Raw genomic sequence first — 24,051 nt, forward strand, 5'->3', positions numbered from 1 at the left:
CGTTAGACAATTAATATTCACAATTTAAACTTCACCTTGTAATTCTTTCATCAAATCTACCAAAGAAATAGTTTTGACTCCTTCAGCAGAAGGATAGCTTTCTTTTCCGGGATAAACTACGTAGCGTTTTGTAGCTTTTATGTCTTCACAGCCCAAATAAAAACCTTTAGAAACCGTAGGTGATAAAGAACGTTTTATCTCAATGGCATATCTTTCTTGATTGTTGATTTCAATGACTAAATCTATTTCTGCTCCTGCTGAAGTTCTGTAAAACCAAAATGTTAACCCTTGAGGTAAACAAGCAATGATATTTTCGATAACGAAACCTTCCCAACTTGCTCCAACAATTGGATGCCCCAACAAATCGTCTTGAGTAGTAAGGTTCAGCAAAGCATGAGTCAATCCACTATCACGAATATAAACTTTGGGAGTTTTGACTAATCTTTTCCCAACATTTCCAGACCACGGCAGAATAGTTCTGACAAGAAATAAATCTTCTAATAATTCAATATATCGCTTTACAGTTGGAATAGTTATTCCCAAACTTGCTCCTAATTGTGCTGTATTTAATTGTCCTCCTTGATGATGTGCCAACATTGTCCATAACCTGCGTAATGTTACCGCAGGTATTCTTGTTCCCAATTGTGGAATATCTCTTTCCAAATAAGTACTGATAAAGTTTTGTCGCCATCTAAAACTGGCTGATTCTGTTTTAGCAAGAAAACTATCTGGAAAGCCCCCTTTAAGCCAAAGCATATCAATACTGGTTTGGCTTAGAGAATTGACTTCTAAAGCTGTCAAACCTGTCAATTCTTTGTAAGCAATCCTTCCAGCCAAAGATTCCGAAGACTGCTTTAAAAGGTCAAGTGATGCAGAACCTAAAATCAGGAATTGAGCAGTTCTGAAACCTTGTCTTCTTCGGCGGTCAATCACTCCTCTTAATATTGCAAATAATTCAGGTACACGCTGGATTTCGTCCAAAATAATAAGTTTCCCCTTGTGTAATTCAAAATAGGCTTCTGGGTCATTTAACTTTGCTTGATCAATAGGACTTTCCAAATCAAGATAAATCGGTTCAGGACTTAATGATAATGCTATCTCTTCCGCAAGCGTTGTCTTCCCAACCTGTCTTGGCCCCAAAATACTTACTGCTGGAAATTCTTCGAGCAATTCAATGATTTCAACTTGGCTATTTCTCGCAATCATCCTTGTAATTATAATATTGTAATTTATATTTGCAAGGACAAATATATTGAAATAATTATAATCAGTAGCCTAATGAACAAAAAATCAACCAAATATTAAAAAATACAAAGTTTTCCCTAAGTGTTTTTAAAGATGCTGAAATTCAAATAATTGAACTTAAAATTTTTGAATCTACAGATAAAAAAGGGAATACTTTTTATCCTATTTGGTACGGACACCTCTAAACGTGCCGATATTGTAGTGATGGAAAAGAGTAACTAAAATCATATTGTAATGGCACAGGCTCGCCAATGGGCGTTTGGATAAATGGTGGAAATATTGAGTATTACCACAGAAAAGACCACAACAGCAACCATTGATAAGATTATCGGTGAAAGCCCTGTATCGAAATCAAAGAAAAAGAAAAATTACTTCGTAAGAGATAAAAAACGATAAACAATAGGCTCAATTTTGAAGCAAATTTGCTGTAAGGATTGAGCCTATGTTTTTGACAAGTCGATAATTTATTTAAACGATAAAAGATAATATATAAATAATAAAAGAACTTTTGTCATTTATTGAAAATTTAAGATTAAAAGTTTTGTGCGAATAATCAACGTAGATTACTTTAGCCGTTGATGACAAAGGCAATATTCAAATATCTCCTCTCAATTAGCATTCTCTTGTTGGGTCTTAGCAATCAGCTAAGTGCTCGAACAAACAGAGAAGTTGCTTTTTTTGCCCCAGTCAAAAATATCAGTGTTAATAATCATCAACCTGATTTAGTAAACATCTTCACTACTATTTCACATGATAATCGTGAAAATTTATTTTACGATTCTGAGGAAGAGCATAAAGAAGATGACGATGAAGAAAGCTATATCTCTCACAAAAAGAATATAGCAAACACTTACATTACTTCCGCTCCTTTTTATAACTGGTACGCAAAACTTTTTTTAGTACTCAATACTTCTCAAGTCTTACATTTCGGTAAGCATTTTTCACATTATCCTCTTTATAAATTATTCATCGTATTCAGTGTATTCAGAATATGATACCAATGCTTTTAGTGACAATCTGATATTGCACTAATCATCTCCCCATTCAATTTTCATTCTTATTGTCAACATTAATAGGCTATCATTAGCGCTGTGCGTCTTTTTGTACCCTATACAATCTAAAATTTCCGGAACTATATATTTAAAGAAAATGATCATGAAAAAAAATCTCATCATCATGAGCTTGGGTGCTTTGTTGTGCCATACTAGCTGTGAATCTAAAAAAGATGAAGAAAAGAAAGAAGAATCCAAGCTATTGGTTACCAGTCCTATCCAAAAAGATACTACTGTTACGAATGATTATGTTTGTCAGATTCATGCCATTCAGCATATCGAACTAAGAGCATTGGAAAGAGGCTATTTAAAACAAATTTTTGTGGACGAAGGTAAGTTTGTTAAAAAAGGACAACTTTTATTTCAAATTCTACCTGTACAATACCAAGCAGAAGTACAAAAAGCAGAAGCAGAAGCCAATTTTGTAGAAGTAGAATATAAAAACACCAAACTATTAGCAGACAGTAATATCGTGTCTCGCAATGAGTTAGCCTTAGCAAAAGCCAAATTAGATAAAGCAAAGGCTGAGTTAGCTGTCGCTAAAGTACATCTTGGTTTCACTGAAATCAGAGCTCCTTTTGATGGTATCATCGACCATTTCCAAGTTAGATTAGGAAGTCTTTTAGAAGAAGGCGATTTATTGACTACGCTTTCGGACAATAGCAAAATGTGGGTTTACTACAACGTTCAGGAAGCTGAATATTTGAATTATAAAGCTACTACGCAAAGCAATAAATTGATGACGGTAAACCTGTCGATGGCAAATCATCAGTTATTCGACCATCAAGGTGTAGTGGAAACCATTGAAGCCGATTTCAATAATGAAACGGGTAATATTGCCTTCAGAGCGACCTTCCCGAATCCAAAAGGGCTTTTGCGTCATGGAGAAACTGGTAATATCCAAATGGTTGTGCCATTCAAAAATGCTTTGATTATTCCTCAGAAAGCCACTTTTGAAGTACTGGAAAAAAAGTATGTTTTTGTGGTAGGAAAAGACAATATCGTGCATTCAAAAGAAATCACTATCAGTGCTGAAATGCCCGATTTATATGTTGTAGAAAGTGGTATTTCAGCAAATGACAGAATACTGCTTGAGGGAATTCGTAAGGTAAAAGACAATTCCAAAATAACCTACGACTATGAAGAACCTCAAAAAGTTCTTGCCAATTTAAGAGTGTATGCTGAGTAGTAATAACGATTCAAAAAACTAATAATATGTTTAATAAATTCATCAAGAGGCCAGTATTAGCCATCATATTATCGCTCGTTATTATTTTTATGGGCGTACTGGCGATTAAGACGCTGCCTACTTCGCAGTTTCCTTCAATTGCTCCTCCGATGGTTATGGTTTCTGCATCTTATCCGGGTGCAAGTGCTAAATCACTGGCAGAGTCGGTGATTATTCCTTTGGAACAATCCATTAACGGTGCTTGGGGCATGAAATACATGACCTCAGATGCTACCAGTGCGGGCGAAGCAAACATTCAAATTGTATTTAATTTGGGTACAGACCCCGACGAAGCCTTAGTGCAGGTTTCAAACCGTGTACAACAAGTCACAAACAAACTTCCAGCATTAGTACAAAGAGAAGGGGTAGTAATTACTCCTATCATGCCAAGTATGTTGATGTACGTTAATTTGTTCAGTAAGGACAAAAACGCCAACATGAAATTCCTTTTCAATTATGCAGGGATTAACATGATTCCTGAATTACAAAGGATTAATGGTGTGGGACAAGCAAAAATTTTGGGTAGCCGTCAATATGCTATGCGTGTTTGGTTAAACCCAGACCGTATGAGAGCCTATAATATTTCGCCAGATGAAGTCATGGAAGCCCTTAATGACCAAAGTGTTATTGGTAAGGCTGGTCGTATCGGTAGAGGCGATGGTAGTCGTTCGGAAGCTTTAGAGTACGTTTTAGCCTATTCTGATAGATTTAGTAAGCCAGAAGAGTACGAAAATGTGATTGTCAGAGCCAACCCAAATGGAGAAATTCTTCGTTTGAAAGATGTGGCAGAAGTTAAATTAGGTAGTGAATATTACGATATTTATTCTAACCTAAACGGAAATCCATCAGCGGCGATTGTACTTAAACAAACTTATGGAAGTAATGCCAGCGAAGTAATTGGAAAAGTAAAAGAACAATTGGAGCAACTCAAGAAATCCTTCCCTCCTGGCATGGATTATGAAATCAGTTATGACGTTTCTAACTTCCTTGATGCTTCCACCGAAAACGTAATTCATACTTTACGTGATGCCTTTATTTTGGTAGCATTGGTAGTGTTTGTCTTTTTGGGCGATTGGCGTTCAACGTTGATTCCGACGATTGCTGTTCCAGTATCCTTGATTGGTGCATTTATGTTTATGCAACTTTTCGGACTGACTATCAACATGATTACGCTTTTTGCCCTTGTGTTAGCGATTGGTATTGTGGTCGATGATGCGATTGTCGTCGTCGAGGCCGTCCATGCCAAGATGGAAGAAGAACATCTCTCCCCTTACAATGCCGTAAGAAAAGTAATTGGAGAAATCAGTGGTGCGGTAATTGCCATTACTTTATTGATGACCGCCGTATTCGTTCCAGTAGCTTTTATGACGGGTCCAGTAGGGATTTTCTATCGGCAATTTGCGATTACGATGGCAACATCTATCGTTATTTCAGGTTTCGTTGCCTTGACCCTTACGCCAGTACTTTGTGCCATGATTTTGAAAAATAATCATGGACAACCAAGAAAGAAAACATGGCTCAATAGGGCTTTGGATAGTTTCAACAGCGGTTTTGAAAAACTGACGGGTAAATATGTAGGTTTACTAAGATTAATCGTAAACCGACGAGTACTTACTTTCGGAATATTATTGGCCTTCAGTTTTGGTATTTTTGGTATTACTACGATTCTTCCTTCTGGTTTTATTCCATCTGAAGACCAAGGGATGATTTATGCCATTATTCAAACGCCTCCGGGTTCAACTTTGGAAAGAACAAATGATATTTCTGGTAAACTACAAGAAATCATTCAGAAAGTAGAAGGCGTACAATCTGTTTCATCAATCGCTGGTTATGAGGTACTTACCGAAGGTAGAGGTTCAAATGCTGGTACTTGTTTGATTAACTTAAAACCTTGGTCTGAACGTGAACACTCAGTAAATGAAATCATTTATGAACTGGAAGAAAGAGCCAAAGAGATACCGGGTGCAACGATTGAATTCTTCGATCCACCAGCGGTTCCGGGTTATGGTGCAGCGGGCGGTTTTGCCTTACAATTGTTAGATAAAACCAATTCTGGTGATTATAAACAATTGGAAAATGTGAAAAATGATTTCATGAAAGAATTGGGGAAACGTAAAGAGCTAACAGGCTTATTTACTTTCTTTAGTGCGAATTATCCGCAATATGAAATCGAAATAGATAACCAATTGGCGATGCAAAAAGGCGTTTCAATTGGTAATGCGATGAATACGCTGTCGATTTTTATCGGTAGTACTTACGAACTCGGTTTTATCAAATTCCAGCGTTTCTTTAAAGTATTCGTACAGTCAGCACCAGAATACAGAAGACTTCCGACGGATATTTTGAAACTGTATGTAAAAAATAATCGTGATGAAATGGTGCCGTTTTCTGCCTTTATGAGAATCAAAAAAGTACAAGGCGCAAACGAAATTAACCACTATAACATGTACAATACAGCCGCCATCAGAGGAGCTCCTGCAAAAGGATACAGTAGTGGTGAAGCGATTAAAGTAATTCAAGAAGTAGCTAAAGAAACATTACCACAAGGATTTGATATTGACTGGGCGGCACTTTCAAAAGATGAAACGCTTCGAGGAAATGAAGCCATTTACATTTTCTTGATTGTAGTCGTGTTTGTGTATTTTGTATTGGCAGCACAATATGAAAGTTTCTTGATTCCATTGTCAGTAATTTTCTCATTGCCTGCGGGTATTTTTGGTTCGTTTTTACTACTCAAATTAATGGGATTGGCGAATGATATTTATGCACAAGTAGGACTTGTAATGTTGGTTGGTTTACTGGGGAAAAATGCGGTTTTGATTGTAGAATTTGCCATGATGAAGCACAAGCAAGGTTTTACGGTAATGGAAGCCGCTATTGAAGGAGCAAAAGTACGTTTCCGTCCAATTTTGATGACATCCTTCGCCTTCATCGCAGGTTTGATTCCACTAATTCTTGCACATGGTGCTGGGGCAATTGGTAATCATACCATTGGAGCGTCAGCCCTTGGCGGTATGCTTTTCGGAACAATTTTCGGAGTAATCATTGTACCGGGCTTGTATTACATTTTCGGAAGTTTAGCCGAAGGTAGAAAGCTGATTAAAAACGAAGATGAAGATTCATTAACCGAAGATTTTGTCCATTCAATCGACAATTTCCCTCAACCCGAAGAAGAATAATGAAAACAATAAGCAATAAAATCGCCCGTCAATGCTTGGGATTCTTTGTCTTAGCATTATCGGTTTCGGCTTGTGTCGTACCCGTTAACATCGTTGAAAAAAAGGAAAGTAAATATGTCCCTGAGCGTTTTAATAACGCTCAGGACTCTACCAACACAGCAAAAACTGTTTGGAAAAGTTATTTTACTGACCCCTATTTGTCTGCCCTAATTGATACTGCTTTGCACAACAATCAGGAGTTAAACATTACTTTACAAGAAATTGAAATTTCTCAGAACGAAATAAGCGCCCGAAAAGGAGAATACTTACCTTTCGTTAATCTTGGTGGTGGTGCTGGTGTTGAAAAAACATCAAGATACACCAGTCAAGGAGCAAGTGATGAGATTTCTGAAATAAAACCAGGTAAAGCAACGCCAGCAATCTTACCCAATACTTATTTAGGCGCTTTTGCCAGTTGGGAAGTAGATATTTGGCACAAACTTCGTAATGCTAGAAAAGTGGCAGTTTCCAATTACTTAGCTTCTGTCGAAGGGAAAAATTTCTTGGTTACTAATCTTGTTTCTGAAATTGCCAATTCTTATTATGAATTGATGGCATTGGATAATCAATTGGACATCATCCAAAAAAACATTGATATTCTTAACAATGCTTTAACGATTATCAAATTAGAAAAAGAAGCCGCAAAAGTAAGCGAATTGGCTGTACGTAGGTTTGAAGCAGAGGTTTTTAAAACAAAAAGTCTTCAGTACAAAATTCAACAAAATATTGTTGAGACTGAAAACCGCATCAATTTCCTAGTAGGTAGGTTTCCGCAACACGTTCAAAGGAATTCAGAACATTTTAATGAATTAATTCCTTCAAAAATGTATGCGGGTGTTCCCTCTCAATTGTTGGAAAATCGCCCTGATATTAGACAAGCAGAATTCAAATTAGGAGCAGCAAAATTGGATATAAGTGTTGCCAAAGCTAATTTCTATCCTTCATTAGGACTTTCGGCTTCTTTGGGTTTAAGGTCATTTAACCCTATTTATTTGGCAAGTATCCCTCAGACGTTGATGTCTTCTTTGGCAGGAGATTTAGCGGGTCCATTAATCAATAAGAATGCCATCACGGCAACTTATAAAAATGCCAATGCCAAGCAGATACAAGCTGTTTATAATTTTGAACGTACCATTCTGAATGCTTATATCGAAGTAGCTAACCAATTATCTAATATTGATAATTTGGAGAAAAACTACACGATGAAAAACAATCAAGTACAGGCACTTACGCAATCTACAGCCATATCGCTCAAGTTGTTTAAATCTGCCAGAGCTGATTATATGGAAGTATTATTGACTCAACGTGATGTATTAGAATCAAGAATGGAATTGATTGAAACCAGAATGCAACAAATGAATGCCCTTGTGAATACCTATCGGGCACTTGGTGGTGGATGGAATTAATGAGTTTATTTCTCAAAATAAAGATTAATTGTCTCTATATTAATCAAAAAGCGGTCGAAAATTCTTTTTGACCGCTTTTTTTTGATTAATAAAAACTAGATTCTTGTTTTAAGTACTTCGTACAAGTTATCCGTTATCTGAAAACTGTTAATAGTTTGTCTTTCAATAAATTGACAAAAATAAGATGCCTAAATATTTTTGAAAAAACACTTAAAAGCTTCAATTTGCTTGGCTATTTTCATGCTTTGCATGTTTCAAAAATTGTACTTATCTCATATTCATCAAAAAATAAACCATCTATTTTACTTGCTAATATGCCTTTTAATACTCTTTTTATCCTGTATTAAAATGGATTAATGACCATGAAATCTATTTAAATTTTGGACAAAACCACGATTTCATTTATGAGAATGCTGGTTCTAAATCACGCACATCCCTCCTACTCACTCCGTTAATTATCATAATATTTGATTAACAAACATTCATTCAAAGTGCGAATAAGTACTATTATTAAAATCAAAAATAGACTTATTGCTTCAAAACATATAATAATTTCACTTTCAAAATATACACTTTTATATTTTACTTTTATTTATATATAAAATATTATATATTTGATTATTATTTAAAAGTTAAAATCGAAACATTAAATCGAATGATTACGACTGAAACTGTCCGTAAATTTCTCTTTTCACGCCCTTCTATCAATAGAACTCAACTTGAAAAAGAAGCTCAAATACCTGCAACTACCATTTATAAAGCTTTAGAAGGCATTCAGGCATTCTCGAATAAACATTTAGAGAAACTAGAAGTTGCCATGAGAAACTACGGTTATACTGACTCTACTTTCTCTAAAGCAAGAAGTATTGCTATTATCAATCACAAAGGTGGTGTTGGGAAAACTACTTCAACTATAAATTTAGGTAAAGCACTTGCTTTACTGAAATACCGTGTTTTATTGGTTGATATGGATTCTCAGGGAAATTTATCTCAATGCTTTGGGGTTCATTCTCCTGAAAAACAAGTAATTACTTCTTTGATTTCACGAGACCCTCTCCCACTCATTGAAATTGAACCCAATTTATTTTTATCGCCATCAGATATTGAAATGGCTACTTATGAAGTAAAACTGATTACGGAAGTAGGTTCTGAAATGCGTTTAGCTAAAAAAATTCAGGCTTTGAATGACCAATTCGATTTTATTCTTTTCGACTGCCCTCCTTCTTTAAGTTTAATGACGATTTCAGCCTTGAATGCTTCTACTGAATGTATTATTCCTATTCAGCCTGAATCTTCTGCTTTTAATGGCGTTAAAAATTTACTAGAAAAAATCTCGGCTGTTAGAGAATATACGAATGTTTCTTTGAAGGTACGTGGTTTTTTATTCACGATGGTTCATCCAAATCAAACTATTCATCAAGTAATGATGGAAAGTGTTCAAGAAACATATCCTTCTATTCCTGTTTTTAAAAGCGTTATCGAAAATACAACGGTTTTAAAACAAAGCCAGTACATGAATCAGGATATTTTCCAATACGATTCTAAATCAAAAGCAGCAACAGCCTATATGGAACTTGCTCACGAAGTAATTTCAAACGAATAAGCAGATGGGATCGAAAAAAGAGATATTTAAAAAACGTGCAGTAGAAGTAGCCACGATACACAACATTCCAAAGCCCGCTCCTATTGGTGGCTTTAATGACGTTGAGCGCATTAAAAATTCAATCGTCGTTCTTGATGAATTAAGAGATTTAATCCGCCCGCTTAGTCAAGAGCAATTTACTCAGCTTGAGCAAAATTTAATTACGCATGGTTGCCAAGATGCGCTAATTCTTTGGGAAACGACGTCAACGGAACTTCAACAAGATGACCTTGATAGAACGTTGTATGTGTTAGTTGATGGGCATAATCGCTATGCGATTTGCCAGAAAAATAAAATTGAGTTTAAAATCAATCTTAAAATCTTTGAATCTATCGAGAAAGTCAAAGAATTTATGATTGATTTACAATTAGGACGACGAAATATTACTCCTGAAGAAGAATCTTATTTACGAGGTTTGAAATATAATACTCAAAAAGGCAGTAGAGGAGTAGCCTTGCAAGTACAAGGCGAAGACAATAAGCCTGTAAATGTAGCCGAAAAATTAGCGGATGAGTTTAACGTAAGTGTTCGAACCATTAAAAATGATGGCAAATTTGCGGAAGGTTTATCGAAATTAAGCAAAGTGCTTCAAGAACAAGTATTGAGTGGTACTTCTACTTTAAGCAAAAAACAAATCCAACTTTTAGCCGATCGTAAAGATATAGGAGTGGAGTCAATTGCTGATTTAAACGAAATCTACGGCAAAACTGAAAAATCTAGTCCAGCAATTATTGCCAGTACTATTCCTAAAGAAACATTAAGAAGTCAGATTATTGAATTAGCCAATAACATTGCTAAAGAATCCGATTGCGATTTACTTATCAAAAAAATATATCAATTAAAATCTGTACTATAACAAAATTCCTAAAAGTGCAAGCGTTGCACTTTTAGGAATGTACAGGAAACAAGGAAATTTATAATTCAAATTCGAAGTATAACAAAAATACCAAAAGTGCAAGTGTTGCACCTTTCATTCAAAGTACAAAAGGCTTCACTTGTTGTAAGTATAACAAAATTCCTAAAAGTGCAACGCTTGCACTTTTAAAGAGTGCTAAAAATGACTAAAAATTCATCAACTATAACAAAAATACCAGAATTTGTAGCCTACATTTTATCTATTATTACAGACCTTAACCACATCATCTATAAAGCTTTTAGAATTGTTGAAAAATACATCTTTATCTTAAAATATCACGAAAGAATAAATAGCATTCTGAAGAATTTAGGTAAAATTGTTATAGTTGATTATGAATGTCAACAATTTCGGAGTAAATAATAGCTACAATTTATAATAAAAGCCTTCTAAACAAAGAGAAAAAATAAAAATGAGCAACATTCAAAAATAAAAATTTCCTCTTTGTTTGTTTTAATTCTTTTATATGTCTTTTAATGTATTTTCGGGGCTCGTAACCAATTGATAAATAGATACTTATGAGCTTAAATATAACAAATTTACCGGTTACTATAACAGAATTACCGAGAAGTATAACAGAATTACCTAGTTACTATAACAGAATTACCTAAAAAAAGGCTATAATTGTTAGATAATATAACAGATTTACCAAAATCGTCATGTAATATTTCGGTAGAGAATGAAAAAGCACAAAAACGATAAAAATAATAGCAATACAGAGAAAGAAACCAATGTTGTCAGGCTTATTCGCAAGGCAAACCGTTTGGTGGAAGGTAAATATAGATTTGACATTTGGGAAATGCGAGTTTTCACTAAAATGTTAATGAAAATTCATCGAGACGATGAAGATTTTAAAGTATATCGAATTTACCTACACGAAGTAATTCAAGATTTTGAATTACAAGAAGACGGACATTCCTACAAATACCTCAAACAAGGAGCAGAGCGCTTAGGAAGACGAGAAATAAGAGTGTTGATGGACACGCCAGACGGAAAGATGGAACTCTTCACACATATAGCCACAGGCGTTAAAAGCTTTGTAGAAGAAAAATCAGCCAAGTATTTAGATATTTCCTTTCATCCAGACATGAAACCGTTCTTGCTTCAATTGCAAAGCCAGTTTTTGATGTATGATGTAAGAAATATTTTGAAGCTACAAAGCTCTTTTTCCATCAGAATTTATGAATTGCTAAAACAGTACGAAACGATAGGCAAGAGGCAAATTAAAATTCAGGAATTGAAAGAAATGTTGGATGTAGTTGATAAATATCCACTTTACGGCAATTTTAAGCAAAGAGTCATTGTAAAAGCGCAAGAAGACCTTGAGGAATTTACGGACATTAAATTTACTTTCGATGAAGTAAAGACAGGAAGAGCAGTTACAGCCTTAACTTTTTGGATTACGCCTAATAAAAATAAGCAAGACGTGGGAAAAATGTTATACTTCCCAGAAATTGCCGAAGAGATAAGTACAGATGGTGAATTAGATGATTTGCTGAATGTGACTAAAAATTGGGAAGGAATGACCAAATCTTTATTGGAACAATGGATTAATTTTTATGGGATAGAAGCTGTAGGACAGGAAATCAGTAAAACCAATAAATTGATTCTTGAAGGCAAGAATATTCATAACCCGATTGGTTTTGTTACTTGGGCTTTGCAAAATCCGAATGTGTTGAAAGGGACAAGTACTGTTCAGGTTGCGCCACTTGTTGCAAATACCGAATTGAAATTGAAGAGTAAAGAAATTGAAAAATATTGGAAAGGAGAGTTTAATCAATGGTTTTTAGATTATTTACAACAACTCGCCATTGCGTCTAAACATGAAATATTTCATGGAATCGTCGAAGAATTAAGAAGTTTATATTCTGAAAAATTATTTTCAAGTCTATTTCTTCACAAAGACGGTTCAGTCAATGAAGAAGCATTAAACAGTTCGGTAGGAGTGAAGCTTTTGGAAAAAGAGAACAGAACGAAAGAAACCGTTTTTGCAGATTGGTTTTTTGAAAGATTTCAGCAAAAAATCACATTACAAAGAAATGGAGCTTGGGAGGTTTTAACCTGAAACTACAAATTTGATGCTAAAAGGAGCTTTTAAGTCCCTTTTTAATTGGATTATTACCGATTACTTGATGAGATTATTGATTTAGTTATAATAATTCATGTTTTGTTTTTATATGAGGCTGTTTTATAGTATTTTCAAACTTTATTGTATCATTTTGATTCTTTGTGAAAATTAGTCAATTGCATTGCTCGGTTTCAAAATATCCATTAACAATTTCTCTATGAAAAAAATAATTATCACACTGCTACTCATCAGCTCGGTAGCTGTTGCGTTTTTTGCTTTCAAGCCTAAAAAGCAAAAGAAACCAAACATTGTGTTTATTATGTCCGACGACCACGCTTATCAAGCCATCTCAGCTTATGATAAACGCCTTACTCAGACTCCCAATATTGATAGAATTGCCAATGAAGGCATGCTTTTTACCAATGCTTGTGTGACTAATTCTATTTGTGCGCCTTCTCGTGCAGTAATTTTAACTGGAAAACACAGTCACATAAATGGTAAAATAGATAATTATTTTCCTTTCGATAGCACCAATATTACTTTCCCGCAAATTCTTCAAGCAAATGGATACCAAACAGCCATGTTTGGGAAATTACATTTTGGTAATAATCCAAAAGGTTTTGATGAATTTCAGATTTTACCAGACCAAGGCAATTATTACAACCCAGACATTATTACCAAAAAAGAAGGTAAAAAGAAACTATTGGGTTATGTAACCGACATTATTACAGATTTAACAATCAATTGGCTAAAAAATGAAAGAGATGAAGATAAACCATTCTTTCTTGCTTATCTGCATAAAGCGCCGCATAGAGAATGGCTGCCTGCTGAACGCCATTTTAAAGAATATTTGAATAAAACTTTTCCCGAACCCGCTACTCTTTTTGATAATTATGAGGGTAGGGGTAGAGCTTCCAAAGAAGCAGAGATGAATTTGCTTACGCACATGAATTGGGCTGGAGATTCAAAAGTATTTCCAGAAAATATGCAAAAATTGGGCATTAAAGAATCGCATCCTTATGATATTCGCTTTTACGAAAACACTGTAGGGCGAATGAATCCAACACAGCGAAAAGCTTGGGATGAAGCCTACGGAAAAATGAATGAGGAATTTGTTAAAAAATTTCCTTCTATGACCGAAAAAGAGAAAATGCAATGGCGTTATCAAAGATATATGCAAGATTATTTGGGATGTATCGCTTCGGTAGATGAAGGAGTGGGGCAGGTGTTAGACTTTTTAAAGCAAAATAATTTAGAGGAAAATACGATTGTGGTTTATACTTCAGACCAAGGTTTTTATTTGGGTGAACATGGTTGGTTTGATAAGCGATTTATCTTCGATGAGTCGTTCAAAACGCCACTTTTGGTAAAATGGCCAACAGTTATCAAACCAGGCTCTAAAAATACACAAATGGTACAGAACCTCGATTTTGCCCAAACGTTCCTTGAGGCGGCAGGAATTAAAGCCCCAAGCGATATGCAAGGCGAAAGCTTGATCCCAATTTTTAAAGGAAATGGCAAAAACTTCAGAGATGCTGCTTATTATCATTATTATGAATATCCGAGTATTCACATGGTGAAGAGACATTACGGCATCGTAACCGAAAAATATAAGCTAATACACTTCTATTATGACATTGATGAATGGGAATTGTATGACCGCACGAACGATAAAAACGAATTGAAAAACGTTTATAACGACCCCAAGTATGCGGCTATAAAGAAAGAATTACATCAAAAATTGGCTCAATTACGGATAAAGTACAAAGATTCGGAAACACTTGATAAAAAGTTTATTGAGAAGTACAAAGAGCTTGAAGGTACTGGAAAGATAATTAGATGATTTACTTATCGAAGGATAAAACAGATAATCAATATATTTCTGAGTTGATTATCTGTTAAACTATAATATTAGTTTAAGTGCAAGGGTTGATGCGCTCAATTTTTTGTAAGTATTGTATAATTACTTATCCATGACAGTACATGAATGTTAAGAGCTTTAGTTTGTATTTTTTTGTTTAAAAATGATATTATTTTAACATTGTAATGTCGCTTATCTAACGAAACCATGGATTCCGAACAGATAGAAACCAATATATGGGAAGCCTTTAAGAAAGGAGATGAGAAAGCGTACTCATTGATTTATAAGCAAAATGTGGGTGCGATGTATCGATACGGAATGAGTCTTTCTTCACTTTCGTCATACTTTGTGTTTGATTGTATCCATGATGTTTTTACGGAAATTTGGGATAAAAGAAACAACATTGTTACGCCTAATAATATTCGTGCTTATTTACTGAGGGCTTTAAAAAACCGAATGCAAAACCAAATTCTTCGAAAAGAAAGTAAATACATGGCTTTGAACGAAGGAGATTTTGATGAATTGTGGGACGAAGCCATATCCGAAGAAACCACTCTGCTTAACAATGTTGATGGTTTTTCGAAAGAAGAATTAGTGAATAAATTAATTAGCGAATTGCCGCCACGCCAACAAGAAGCACTTCGATTGAGATTTGTGGAAGATTTAGAATACAACGAAGTGGCTAATGTGATGAGTATCAACCGACAATCAGCACAAAACTTAGTTGTTCGTGCCGTTGAGAAGTTACGAAAATCATTGCCGATTTTAAAATTATAATTTTTTTAATTTTTTTTTAGATTATAGTGAGTATATAACAATAAGGACTGTGTCTATTTTGTAAAATAGTAACAGAACAGATGGCTAATAATTATATACTATATTCGGTTTCAGATTTTTTAATTGATGATGTTTTCGTGACCCATCAATTAAATCCAAATCAGGAAAGTAAGCTATTTTGGCAAACTTGGTTGGAGAGTAATCCCACAAATAAAAGAGAGTACATAGAGGCAGCAAAAATTATTGGTACGATTCAGATGGGGCTTAAAACCTATGAATCGAATAATATTTCTGTTGAAGCTAAAAACTATATATTTTCGAGAATTCAGGAAACGAATAAGAAAAAAACTTCTTTGGCCAAGATTCTGAAATTATCGTCTTCTGTTGTTTGGTCTGGAGCAGCCATCATCATCATGCTCATTGGCTTAGTTTATTTTTCTTTGCAAAACACAGCTTATCATAAAAATTTAGCGACTTTACACAAAGCGCATATCGAGAAAGTCAATAAACTTGATAAACCTATCTTAATTCATCTGCCCGACGGTTCGGCCGTTTTATTGGCGCCCAAAAGTAAAATTACGTATCCAGAAAATTTTGAAAATGATAGAAGATTAGTCATTCTATCAGGCGAAGCAACGTTCGATATTTCAAAAGACCCAACTAAACCTTTTTTAGTGATGGCAAACGAAGTAACGACCAAAGTATTGGGCACGAGATTCAATGTAAAAGCTTTTGAAGAGATGAAAGACGTTGTGGTTTCTGTTCAAGAAGGAAAAGTAAGTGTTTTTAAAAACCTAAACGAACGTAAAAAAGAAAACACTTTAAAAGGCGTGGTATTGCTCCCCAATCAACAAGCCATTTTTGATAGAAATACGGATCAGTATGATAAAAAATTAATCACTACACCCATTATCGTTAATGCCAATGGCATTTCTTTTGAATTTAACGAAGCGCCGCTAAGCGAAGTATTCAAAAGAATTGAGTTGGCTTATGGTATTGAGATTGTCTATAATGAAGCTCTTCTAGCAGAATGCCAAGTAACGGGAGCTTTTGAAAATGAGAGTCTTTTCCAAAAACTAGACATCATCACCAATATTGTCGGAGGTTCTTATGAAGTTTTGGAAGGAAAAATTTTAATTAATGCAAAAGGATGTAAGTAATTTGGAGTTATGAGTTTTGAATTGTGGTGAAGTATGGGTTTTGAGTGTATGAGAGTACCAATTGCAATTAAGAATGAGTGCTGAGTTGTTAGTTTTAAATTCATAACTTATACTTAAAGCGCTGATTATCAATGTGCAGATTTATAATTAGCCGATTATTAAAGTACAATTCAAGTAAAAATTAAGAATTAAGTGTCAGTAAAAAAGTAAGAGCCAGAAGGTGTGCAGACCTACTGGCTCAGAAAGTCCCCGTTTTGGTACAACATCCTGAAAAGGGTTGAAGGGGATTGTTATGTTCAAAGTTTAGCAAAATCAAACAAAACAGTCAAAAGTATGAAAAAAAATCATGATTTATTAATCCAATGTATGAAAATTTCGTTGGTTCAACTTTTTATTACACTATCTTTTATCGGCATTAGCATGGCAAAAGATGTAGAAGCGCAAGAAATACTGAATAAAAAAGTAAGTGTTCAATCCAGCGAAGAAAAATTAAAGCACGTACTTGTCCAGATAGAAAAGTCTGCAAATGTAAGATTCTTCTATAGTCCCCAAGCGATTAAATCAGAGCAAAGAGTATCTTTCAAAAGCCAGAATGAAACACTTTCGTCGGCACTTGATAGGTTATTCAAATCTTTAAACATTGAGTATCAGTTAAATGGCAACCAGATTATTCTAAAACAAAAAGAGAATAATGTGATGCCTATGGAATACAGAAAAATAGCGGACGATATTGACCAGAACAATACTTTACCCGTTAAACAAACTGTATCAGGAACAATTGTTAACGAAAAAAACGAGCCACTAACAGGCGTAACCGTCCTGTTAAAAGGAACACAACAAGGCACCGTTACTGATGCAAAAGGGCAATACAGAATTGATGTACCCAATGGAAATGCTGTACTTGTTTTTTCGTTCATAGGTTTTTATTCGCAAGAAATAAAAGTAGCGTCTCAATCAAGTATTAACTTGACCTTGAAAGAAAACGTTGCCGCTTTGGAAGAAGTAATTGTAACGGGTGTTTTTGATAAAAGAACGAGAATGGAATCGTCGGTAGCGATTTCTACTTTGAGCGCAAAACAATTTGATAAACTCGCCATCAGCAGTGCCGCAGATTTATTGAAAAATATTCCTGGCGTTTTTGTTAACACATCTTTGGGAGAAATCCGTAATACTGTTTATTCTCGTGGGGTTTCAGTTGGGTCAAATGATGGCGCATCTGGTTATTACTATGTTTCAATGCAGGAAGACGGTTTACCAGTAACTAACGCAACTTTCGGAAACTACGGTCCAGATTATTTTCTTCGTACAGATGCTACTTTAGGAAAATTAGAAGCTGTGCGTGGTGGAACTGCTTCTATTTTAGGAAACAATGCTCCGGGAGGTATTTTTAACTACGTATCAAAAACTGGGGGGAAAGAATTTGCGGGCGAAATCCGTGCGAAGTATGGTTTAGAAGGCAATGGACAAAATCCGTTTTATCGTACAGATGTAAATTTTGGTGGACCATTAAGTAAAGATAAATCTTTGACGTACAATATTGGAGGTTTTTATCGTCAAGCAGATGGGGCAAGGTATCCGGGTTATCCAATGAATAATGGCGGTCAAGTAAAAGCTAACTTAGTAAAAAATTACAAAAGCGGTTCGCTAAAATTTTATGCTAAATACCTGAACGACCACAATGCTTGGTTTGAGTTTTTGCCAACAATTGGTTTCACTAATCCTACTTTACCAGCAGGTGTAACGCAAACGAATACAGTGTTGATTCCGTCTGTACAAGCTGATTTTACGATTAATGATACAGGTAAAAAAGTACATTTCGATTCAAGAGATAAAATTCACTCAATCGACAAATCTATCGGTTTGAACTGGGAGCAAAGTATAGGCGAAGGTTTAACCATTGAAAACAAAGCAAGATATTCTGATAAAAGTTCAGTTTGGAATACTACTGCCGTAGCTTATCCATTTGCGGCTGATGGTTTGGTTTTCTATGCTATTCCGGGTCTTTTGGGTCAGTTTGGTACTTATTCTTATAAAGACCTTGCTTCTGGAACACAATTTGGCTCTATTACACAAGCACCCAATATTGTCAATGGTAATTTTGCAGGCTTCAATTTTATAGATAACGGTAGTAATTTTCCGGGAGCTTCTATCCAGAAAAACTCATTGTATTTCAATCCATTGTTTTATTCAGACAATAGAATGAAAGAATTTATCGACCAGTTTACGATTACGAAAAAAGTAAAAGATATGAGTTTTACTGGAGGTTTATTTTATGCTAATTCAAATTTGGATAGATTGTCTTCGACGGATGCTGGTCTTGCATTTTCACAAATGACTTCGCCACGTCCAACACTTACAGCCATTACTTTGGCAGGATTTGATGGCAATACCTATCAAATTACTAATCCTAATGGAGTAATTGGCGGTTCAGGAAAAAGTGTTGCCGTAAACGTTATCACAGCAAGTCAGCAACAAACAGCTTTGTTTTTTGGACATAACTGGACGGTTAGCTCTGCTTTAAATTTTGACTGGGGCGTTCGTTATGAAAAAGTTGCTTATTCTGGAACAAACCAAATTGCTACTTCAACGCCTTCAAGTACTGGTGGAACAGACGGAAACCCTTTAACTTTTTATGATAATTCGAGCGGAAAAATTACAGCAAAATATAGTTACGATAATCTAAGTGTGAATACTTTCTCTTTCTCTGGAGGTTTGAACTATAAATTTGCTGATGAGCAAGCGGTCTATGGTCGCTTTTCACAAGGCAGTAAAGCACCTGATTTAGATATGTTTGTTACGGTGAATACTGCTTTTGGAGCAGCCAATTTAAACCCAATTGCCCAAAAAATTCAGCAATTCGAAATAGGATATAAAGTAAAATCTGGGAATACCAATTTGTTTGTGACGCCATTTTATAGCATCCTAAGCAATGTTCCGCAACAAGTACAAGGTCAAGAAACAGTAGATTTATCGTCAACCTACAACACACCGGTATTGTACAATAAATTTACGACGATGGGAGTAGAGATTGAGGCGAATCACAGTTTCACTAAAAACCTAAGTCTTCGTGCAGTGGCTACTTTCCAATCTTCAAAAGCAACCGAATATAAAACTTGGATTTTGGGTGCAAATGGAAAAGCAGATGATAAAATACAGGATTTTTCTGGTAACGAAACCGATAATAATGCCAGCGTGATTATCAGAATTTCGCCTACTTATACCAAAGGAAATTTCTATTCATCACTTGATTTTTCTTATATGGGAAAACGTGCCGCCAACGTAGCCAATACTTTTTCTTTGCCAGCGTTTAGCCAATCGAATTTGAATTTGGGCTATAACCTAAATGCAAAATGGCAATTACAAGCTAATATCAATAATATCTTTAACCAAAATGGCGTAATGGGCTGGTCGGCACCGGGTGGATTCCCTGCTGCTTTAGATAGACAAGGCTTTACGAAAGCTCAGTTAGAGGCAAATCCAAATGTTGTTTACTCAACTTTAAGTTTACCTCCAAGAGCATATTTCTTGACCGCCACATTTAAGTTTTAAAAAATAAACCTCACCCCCAACCCCCTCTCCAGCTGAGAGGGGGCTTTTAAACTCAAAAAGCTCCCCTCTCAGCTGGAGAGGGGTTGGGGGTGAGGTCTTTTTAAAAGCTTCATTTTCTAAAACCTAAAAAAGAGCAATTTTCAACCATAAAAAACATGATTAGACACTCAGTAATTCTCAAACTCAAAGACGGCATAAGTACTGCTGAAAAACAAGCATTTTTTGAAGCAGTGGACAAATTAGTCAACATCGAAGGAGTAAAAAAGTTTGAAGTACTCAAGCAAATCAGCCCCAAAAACCATTTTGAATATGGGATTTCAATGGAATTTGATACTACAGAGCAGTATGATTTTTATTCAAATCATCCAAGCCATGTACACTTTGTTGAGAATTACTGGATGAAATCAGTCGCTGATTTTTTAGAAATAGATTATGAGTTGATGTAGTGAGTTGTGATTTAGTGAATGAGTGATGATTTGTAAATTTAATCTTGGCATTCAAAACCTCATTTTTCCTATTAGTGGGCGAATTAATTCGCCCACTAATAGGAAAATACAAAAGTTTAAACAGCTTCGATTTATTCATATTCAAAAATCTTTTAAAATACTTTAGATAGAAATTTTAAACTGTTTATCCAGAAAACAATGAAGAAAAAATATCAATTCCTCCAGACAGCTGTTGCTGTACTAATGGTAGGAGTAATGAATGGTAAAGCACAGCAAGTCAATTCTTTACAAAAAGATTTTCAGGCACCTCCCAATTCGGCTAAACCAAGAGTTTGGTGGCACTGGATGAATGGAAACATTACAAAAGACGGTATCCAAAAAGATTTAGAATGGATGAGTCGTGTGGGAATTGGCGGTTTCCAAAACTTTGATGCCAATTTATTTACACCTGTTGTCGTGCCTAAAAAATTGGTGTTTATGACACCAGAATGGAAAGATGCTTTCAAATTCACGACGGAATTAGCCGACAAAAAAGGACTTGAAATGGCAATTGCAGGCTCGCCGGGTTGGAGTGTTACAGGTGGCCCTTGGGTTGAGCCTAAAGATGCGATGAAAAAGTATATCTGGACAGAAGCAATTGTTGAAGGCGGAAAAAAACAAAATGTTCAGTTACCAAAATTGCCCGAAGCAGTGGGTAAATTTCAAGAAATTGGCACTGAATCAGGCGGAATAATGGGTGGATTTATTGGGACAATGCCACAATTTGCTGCGGATGCACTTGTAATTGCTTACAAATTACCATCTAACGAAAAGCATCTGATGGATTTAAACCCCAAAATGACAAAAAGTGGGGGCGAATTTGATACCAAATTGATGTTAGACCATGACTTGAGCAAAGTTTATGAGCTACCAGCGATGGAAGTTGGAAAAGATATGTGGGTACAGTATGAATTTGATACTCCACAAACCTTCAAAGCTTTTGCAGTTGGTGTTGGTGCAGCAGGAGAACTGGCAGAATTTAACGGAGGGCCAACCAATCGTAGCTTAAAAGTAAGTGATGATGGTGTGAATTTCAGAACGATTACTAAAGTTCCTAACAGTACTTTGCCATTTATTACGGTTGGAATTCCAGCCACGACGGCAAAATATTGGCGAATTTGCTTCGAGACACTTCCTGGGGCAATAAGTCCTTTTGCCGCCATGATTGGTATGCCCACAGGCGAACCTAAGCCAGAAGGTACAAAGGTCTCAGAATTTGTACTTTTCAATACTTCTCGTATTGACCAAACGGAAGAGAAAGCAGGTTTTTCTCCTTGGAAAGAAGATTCAAAAACTTATTCACCAGAAAATGCTGACGTTATTTCTTCTGAAAATGTGATTGATTTAACGAGTAAATTAAAAGCCGATGGCAGTTTAGAATGGGATGTTCCTGCTGGAAATTGGATGGTTGTGCGTTTGGGATATTCATTGACGGGTCGTCAAAATCACCCAGCATCGCCAGAAGCAACAGGTTTGGAAGTTGATAAATTAGACAAAGATGCCGTAAGAAAGTACATCAATACATATCTGGATATGTACAAAGATGCCACGGGTGGCATGATGGGAGCGAAGGGACTTGAGTACATGATTTTGGATAGCTACGAAGCTGGTCACATGAACTGGACGAAAGATATGCCAGCTGAATTTAAGAAAAGACGTGGCTATGACCTCATTACTTGGATTCCTGTGTTGACGGGCAGAGTTGTGAAAAGTGTTGAAGCCAGTGAAAAGTTCTTATGGGATTTCAGAAAAACGATTGGCGAGATGATTGCCGAAAACCATTACGACGTAATTGGCGAAGAATTGCACAAAAGAGGGATGAAACGCTACACAGAATCGCATGAGGGTGGTCGTATTTACTTAGCGGATGGGATGGACGTAAAACGTTATGCAGATATTCCGATGTCTGCGATGTGGACTCCCGGAAGTTTGGCAGGTGGAAATAACGAAGAAGTACGTAGCGAAGCAGATATTCGTGAAGCAGCGTCGGTAGCCAATATTTACGGACAAAATATTGTAGCGGCTGAGTCGATGACTTCTATTCAAAATGCTTTTAGTTGGAATCCAGAAAAACTAAAACGTACTGCCGATTTAGAATTGGCTTCGGGCTTGAACCGTTTTGTGATTCATACTTCTGTTCACCAACCTTTAGACGATAAAAAACCAGGTTTCTCACTTGGACCATTCGGTCAGTATTTTACTCGTCACGAAACTTGGTCTGAAACTGGCGGAAAAGCTTGGATGGAGTATTTAGGAAGAAGCAGTTATATGCTTCAACAAGGTAAAAACGTAGCGGATATTTTGTACTATTATGGCGAAAACACGAATATTACATGGATTTGTCGTGAAAAATTACCAAATATTCCAGCAGGATTTGAATTTGATTTTGTGAATGCTACCGCACTTCAAAATGTGATTGAAGCGAAAAATGGCAAATTAGTGGCAAAAAGTGGTAATACCTATGATGTGTTGATGTTAGACGAATCGGCTAAAGTAATGACTTTATCAGTTTTGAAAAAAATCAAAACTTTAGTAGATGCTGGTATTAAAGTAATTGGAAACAAACCCGTAAAATCACCAAGTTTATCAGATAATGACGAGGCTTTCCAAGCTTTAGCTAATGAAATTTGGAAAAATGCGAATGTAACAAGCTTTGATAAACTCAATATTCAACCTGATGTGATTATTAAAAATGCTAAAAGCAAAATACTTTTCCGTCATCGTCAAACGACTGAACAAGATATTTATTGGTTAGACAGTAGAAGTGAGCAGGAAAATGAAGCAGAAATCAGTTTCAGAGTAACAGGTAAAACACCAGAATTGTGGAATCCTGTAACTGGAAAATCTGAAAAAGTATCTTTCCAAATTAAAGATGGAAGAACAATTGTTCCATTGAAATTTGATTCTTGGGGAGCTTTATTTGTTGTTTTCAAAGACAAAGCAATAGCTAATACTTATACCGTTCCTTCGAAAAAAGAAACAGTATTGACTAAAATCGACAGTCCGTGGAAAGTAAGTTTCAACAACAAAAATGTGACTTTCGATAAATTAAGTTCTTGGTCTGAAAACACGGATGCTGATGTTAAATATTTTTCAGGAACGGCAACTTATACCAACACGTTTAAAATCAATAATTTATCGGATAAAAAATCAATTGAAATAGACTTAGGCGAGGTTAAAAACATTGCTGAAGTAATTATCAATGGTAAAAATGTGGGTGTGGCTTGGAAAAAACCATTCAAAGTGGATATTTCAGAAGTGATTAAAACTGGAGAAAATACGATTGAAGTAAAAGTAACCAACCTTTGGGTAAACCGACTTATTGGTGATGCACAACCCAATGAAAAAAACAAAACAACTTTTACAACGATGCCTTTCTATCAAGCCAATTCAACTTTATTACCTTCGGGTTTATTGACTGAAGTGAAAATTTTGCAGAAGAAGTAA

14 protein-coding genes are annotated in these 24,051 nt (G+C 35.5%); 13 read left to right on the forward strand and 1 reads right to left on the reverse strand.

The window, feature by feature from the left end; translation table 11 throughout:
• Nucleotides 1-24: 24 nt before the first annotated feature.
• Complete coding sequence (locus tag ABID42_RS16450; RefSeq protein WP_367284599.1) at nt 25-1,206, reverse strand: ATP-binding protein; 1,182 nt, start codon at nt 1,204-1,206, stop codon at nt 25-27.
• 617 nt (nt 1,207-1,823) lie between these two features.
• Here ABID42_RS16450 and ABID42_RS16455 point away from each other — a divergent pair.
• The 13 genes from ABID42_RS16455 (at nt 1,824) to ABID42_RS16515 (ending at nt 24,051) form a co-directional block, all read left to right on the forward strand.
• Entirely contained in the window at nt 1,824-2,240 is a 417-nt protein-coding gene (locus tag ABID42_RS16455; RefSeq protein ID WP_367284600.1) for a hypothetical protein, read from the forward strand.
• Nucleotides 2,241-2,400: 160 nt separating this feature from the next.
• Entirely contained in the window at nt 2,401-3,486 is a 1,086-nt protein-coding gene (locus ABID42_RS16460) for an efflux RND transporter periplasmic adaptor subunit (protein WP_323689266.1), read from the forward strand.
• Nucleotides 3,487-3,512: 26 nt separating this feature from the next.
• On the forward strand, nt 3,513-6,704 hold the full coding sequence (locus ABID42_RS16465; RefSeq protein ID WP_367284601.1) for an efflux RND transporter permease subunit: 3,192 nt from the start codon (nt 3,513-3,515) through the stop codon (nt 6,702-6,704).
• Nucleotides 6,704-8,149, forward strand: a complete 1,446-nt coding sequence (locus ABID42_RS16470) for a TolC family protein (protein ID WP_367284602.1) — start codon at nt 6,704-6,706, stop codon at nt 8,147-8,149. The genes ABID42_RS16465 and ABID42_RS16470 overlap by 1 nt, the downstream gene beginning before the upstream one ends.
• Nucleotides 8,150-8,804: 655 nt before the next feature.
• Nucleotides 8,805-9,752 carry a ParA family protein gene (locus ABID42_RS16475; protein ID WP_323689269.1) on the forward strand — a complete coding sequence of 316 codons (948 nt, stop codon included), beginning with the start codon at nt 8,805-8,807 and terminating at the stop codon, nt 9,750-9,752.
• A 4-nt stretch (nt 9,753-9,756) separates the two neighbouring features.
• The gene (locus ABID42_RS16480; RefSeq protein ID WP_367284603.1) at nt 9,757-10,647 is read left to right on the forward strand and encodes a hypothetical protein; all 891 of its coding nucleotides are present in this window, start codon (nt 9,757-9,759) and stop codon (nt 10,645-10,647) included.
• Nucleotides 10,648-11,383: 736 nt separating this feature from the next.
• Entirely contained in the window at nt 11,384-12,769 is a 1,386-nt protein-coding gene (locus ABID42_RS16485) for a replication initiation protein (protein WP_367284604.1), read from the forward strand.
• Between the two features lie 220 nt (nt 12,770-12,989).
• Nucleotides 12,990-14,615: a sulfatase family protein gene (locus ABID42_RS16490; protein ID WP_367284605.1), complete on the forward strand. Its 1,626-nt coding sequence runs from the start codon at nt 12,990-12,992 to the stop codon at nt 14,613-14,615.
• A 225-nt stretch (nt 14,616-14,840) separates the two neighbouring features.
• Nucleotides 14,841-15,410: an RNA polymerase sigma factor gene (locus ABID42_RS16495; protein WP_323689273.1), complete on the forward strand. Its 570-nt coding sequence runs from the start codon at nt 14,841-14,843 to the stop codon at nt 15,408-15,410.
• A gap of 80 nt (nt 15,411-15,490) precedes the next feature.
• A complete protein-coding gene (locus ABID42_RS16500) occupies nt 15,491-16,570 on the forward strand; it encodes a FecR family protein (RefSeq protein ID WP_367284606.1) in 1,080 nt (359 codons plus the stop codon).
• A 333-nt stretch (nt 16,571-16,903) separates the two neighbouring features.
• Nucleotides 16,904-20,119, forward strand: a complete 3,216-nt coding sequence (locus tag ABID42_RS16505; protein WP_367284607.1) for a TonB-dependent receptor domain-containing protein — start codon at nt 16,904-16,906, stop codon at nt 20,117-20,119.
• A 155-nt stretch (nt 20,120-20,274) separates the two neighbouring features.
• Nucleotides 20,275-20,565, forward strand: a complete 291-nt coding sequence (locus tag ABID42_RS16510) for a Dabb family protein (protein WP_367284608.1) — start codon at nt 20,275-20,277, stop codon at nt 20,563-20,565.
• Nucleotides 20,566-20,763: 198 nt separating this feature from the next.
• A complete protein-coding gene (locus ABID42_RS16515; RefSeq protein WP_367284609.1) occupies nt 20,764-24,051 on the forward strand; it encodes a glycosyl hydrolase in 3,288 nt (1,095 codons plus the stop codon).

Source organism: Arcicella rosea, assembly GCF_040543805.1.
GTDB classification, from domain to species: Bacteria; Bacteroidota; Bacteroidia; order Cytophagales; family Spirosomataceae; genus Arcicella; species Arcicella rosea.

Coding starts and splice junctions, on each gene's coding strand:
- ABID42_RS16450 (WP_367284599.1), bottom strand. CDS start 1,206: ATGATTGCGAGAAATAGCCAAGTTGAAATCATTGAATTGCTCGAAGAA.
- ABID42_RS16455 (WP_367284600.1), top strand. CDS start 1,824: ATGACAAAGGCAATATTCAAATATCTCCTCTCAATTAGCATTCTCTTG.
- ABID42_RS16460 (WP_323689266.1), top strand. CDS start 2,401: ATGAAAAAAAATCTCATCATCATGAGCTTGGGTGCTTTGTTGTGCCAT.
- ABID42_RS16465 (WP_367284601.1), top strand. CDS start 3,513: ATGTTTAATAAATTCATCAAGAGGCCAGTATTAGCCATCATATTATCG.
- ABID42_RS16470 (WP_367284602.1), top strand. CDS start 6,704: ATGAAAACAATAAGCAATAAAATCGCCCGTCAATGCTTGGGATTCTTT.
- ABID42_RS16475 (WP_323689269.1), top strand. CDS start 8,805: ATGATTACGACTGAAACTGTCCGTAAATTTCTCTTTTCACGCCCTTCT.
- ABID42_RS16480 (WP_367284603.1), top strand. CDS start 9,757: ATGGGATCGAAAAAAGAGATATTTAAAAAACGTGCAGTAGAAGTAGCC.
- ABID42_RS16485 (WP_367284604.1), top strand. CDS start 11,384: ATGAAAAAGCACAAAAACGATAAAAATAATAGCAATACAGAGAAAGAA.
- ABID42_RS16490 (WP_367284605.1), top strand. CDS start 12,990: ATGAAAAAAATAATTATCACACTGCTACTCATCAGCTCGGTAGCTGTT.
- ABID42_RS16495 (WP_323689273.1), top strand. CDS start 14,841: ATGGATTCCGAACAGATAGAAACCAATATATGGGAAGCCTTTAAGAAA.
- ABID42_RS16500 (WP_367284606.1), top strand. CDS start 15,491: ATGGCTAATAATTATATACTATATTCGGTTTCAGATTTTTTAATTGAT.
- ABID42_RS16505 (WP_367284607.1), top strand. CDS start 16,904: ATGAAAAAAAATCATGATTTATTAATCCAATGTATGAAAATTTCGTTG.
- ABID42_RS16510 (WP_367284608.1), top strand. CDS start 20,275: ATGATTAGACACTCAGTAATTCTCAAACTCAAAGACGGCATAAGTACT.
- ABID42_RS16515 (WP_367284609.1), top strand. CDS start 20,764: ATGAAGAAAAAATATCAATTCCTCCAGACAGCTGTTGCTGTACTAATG.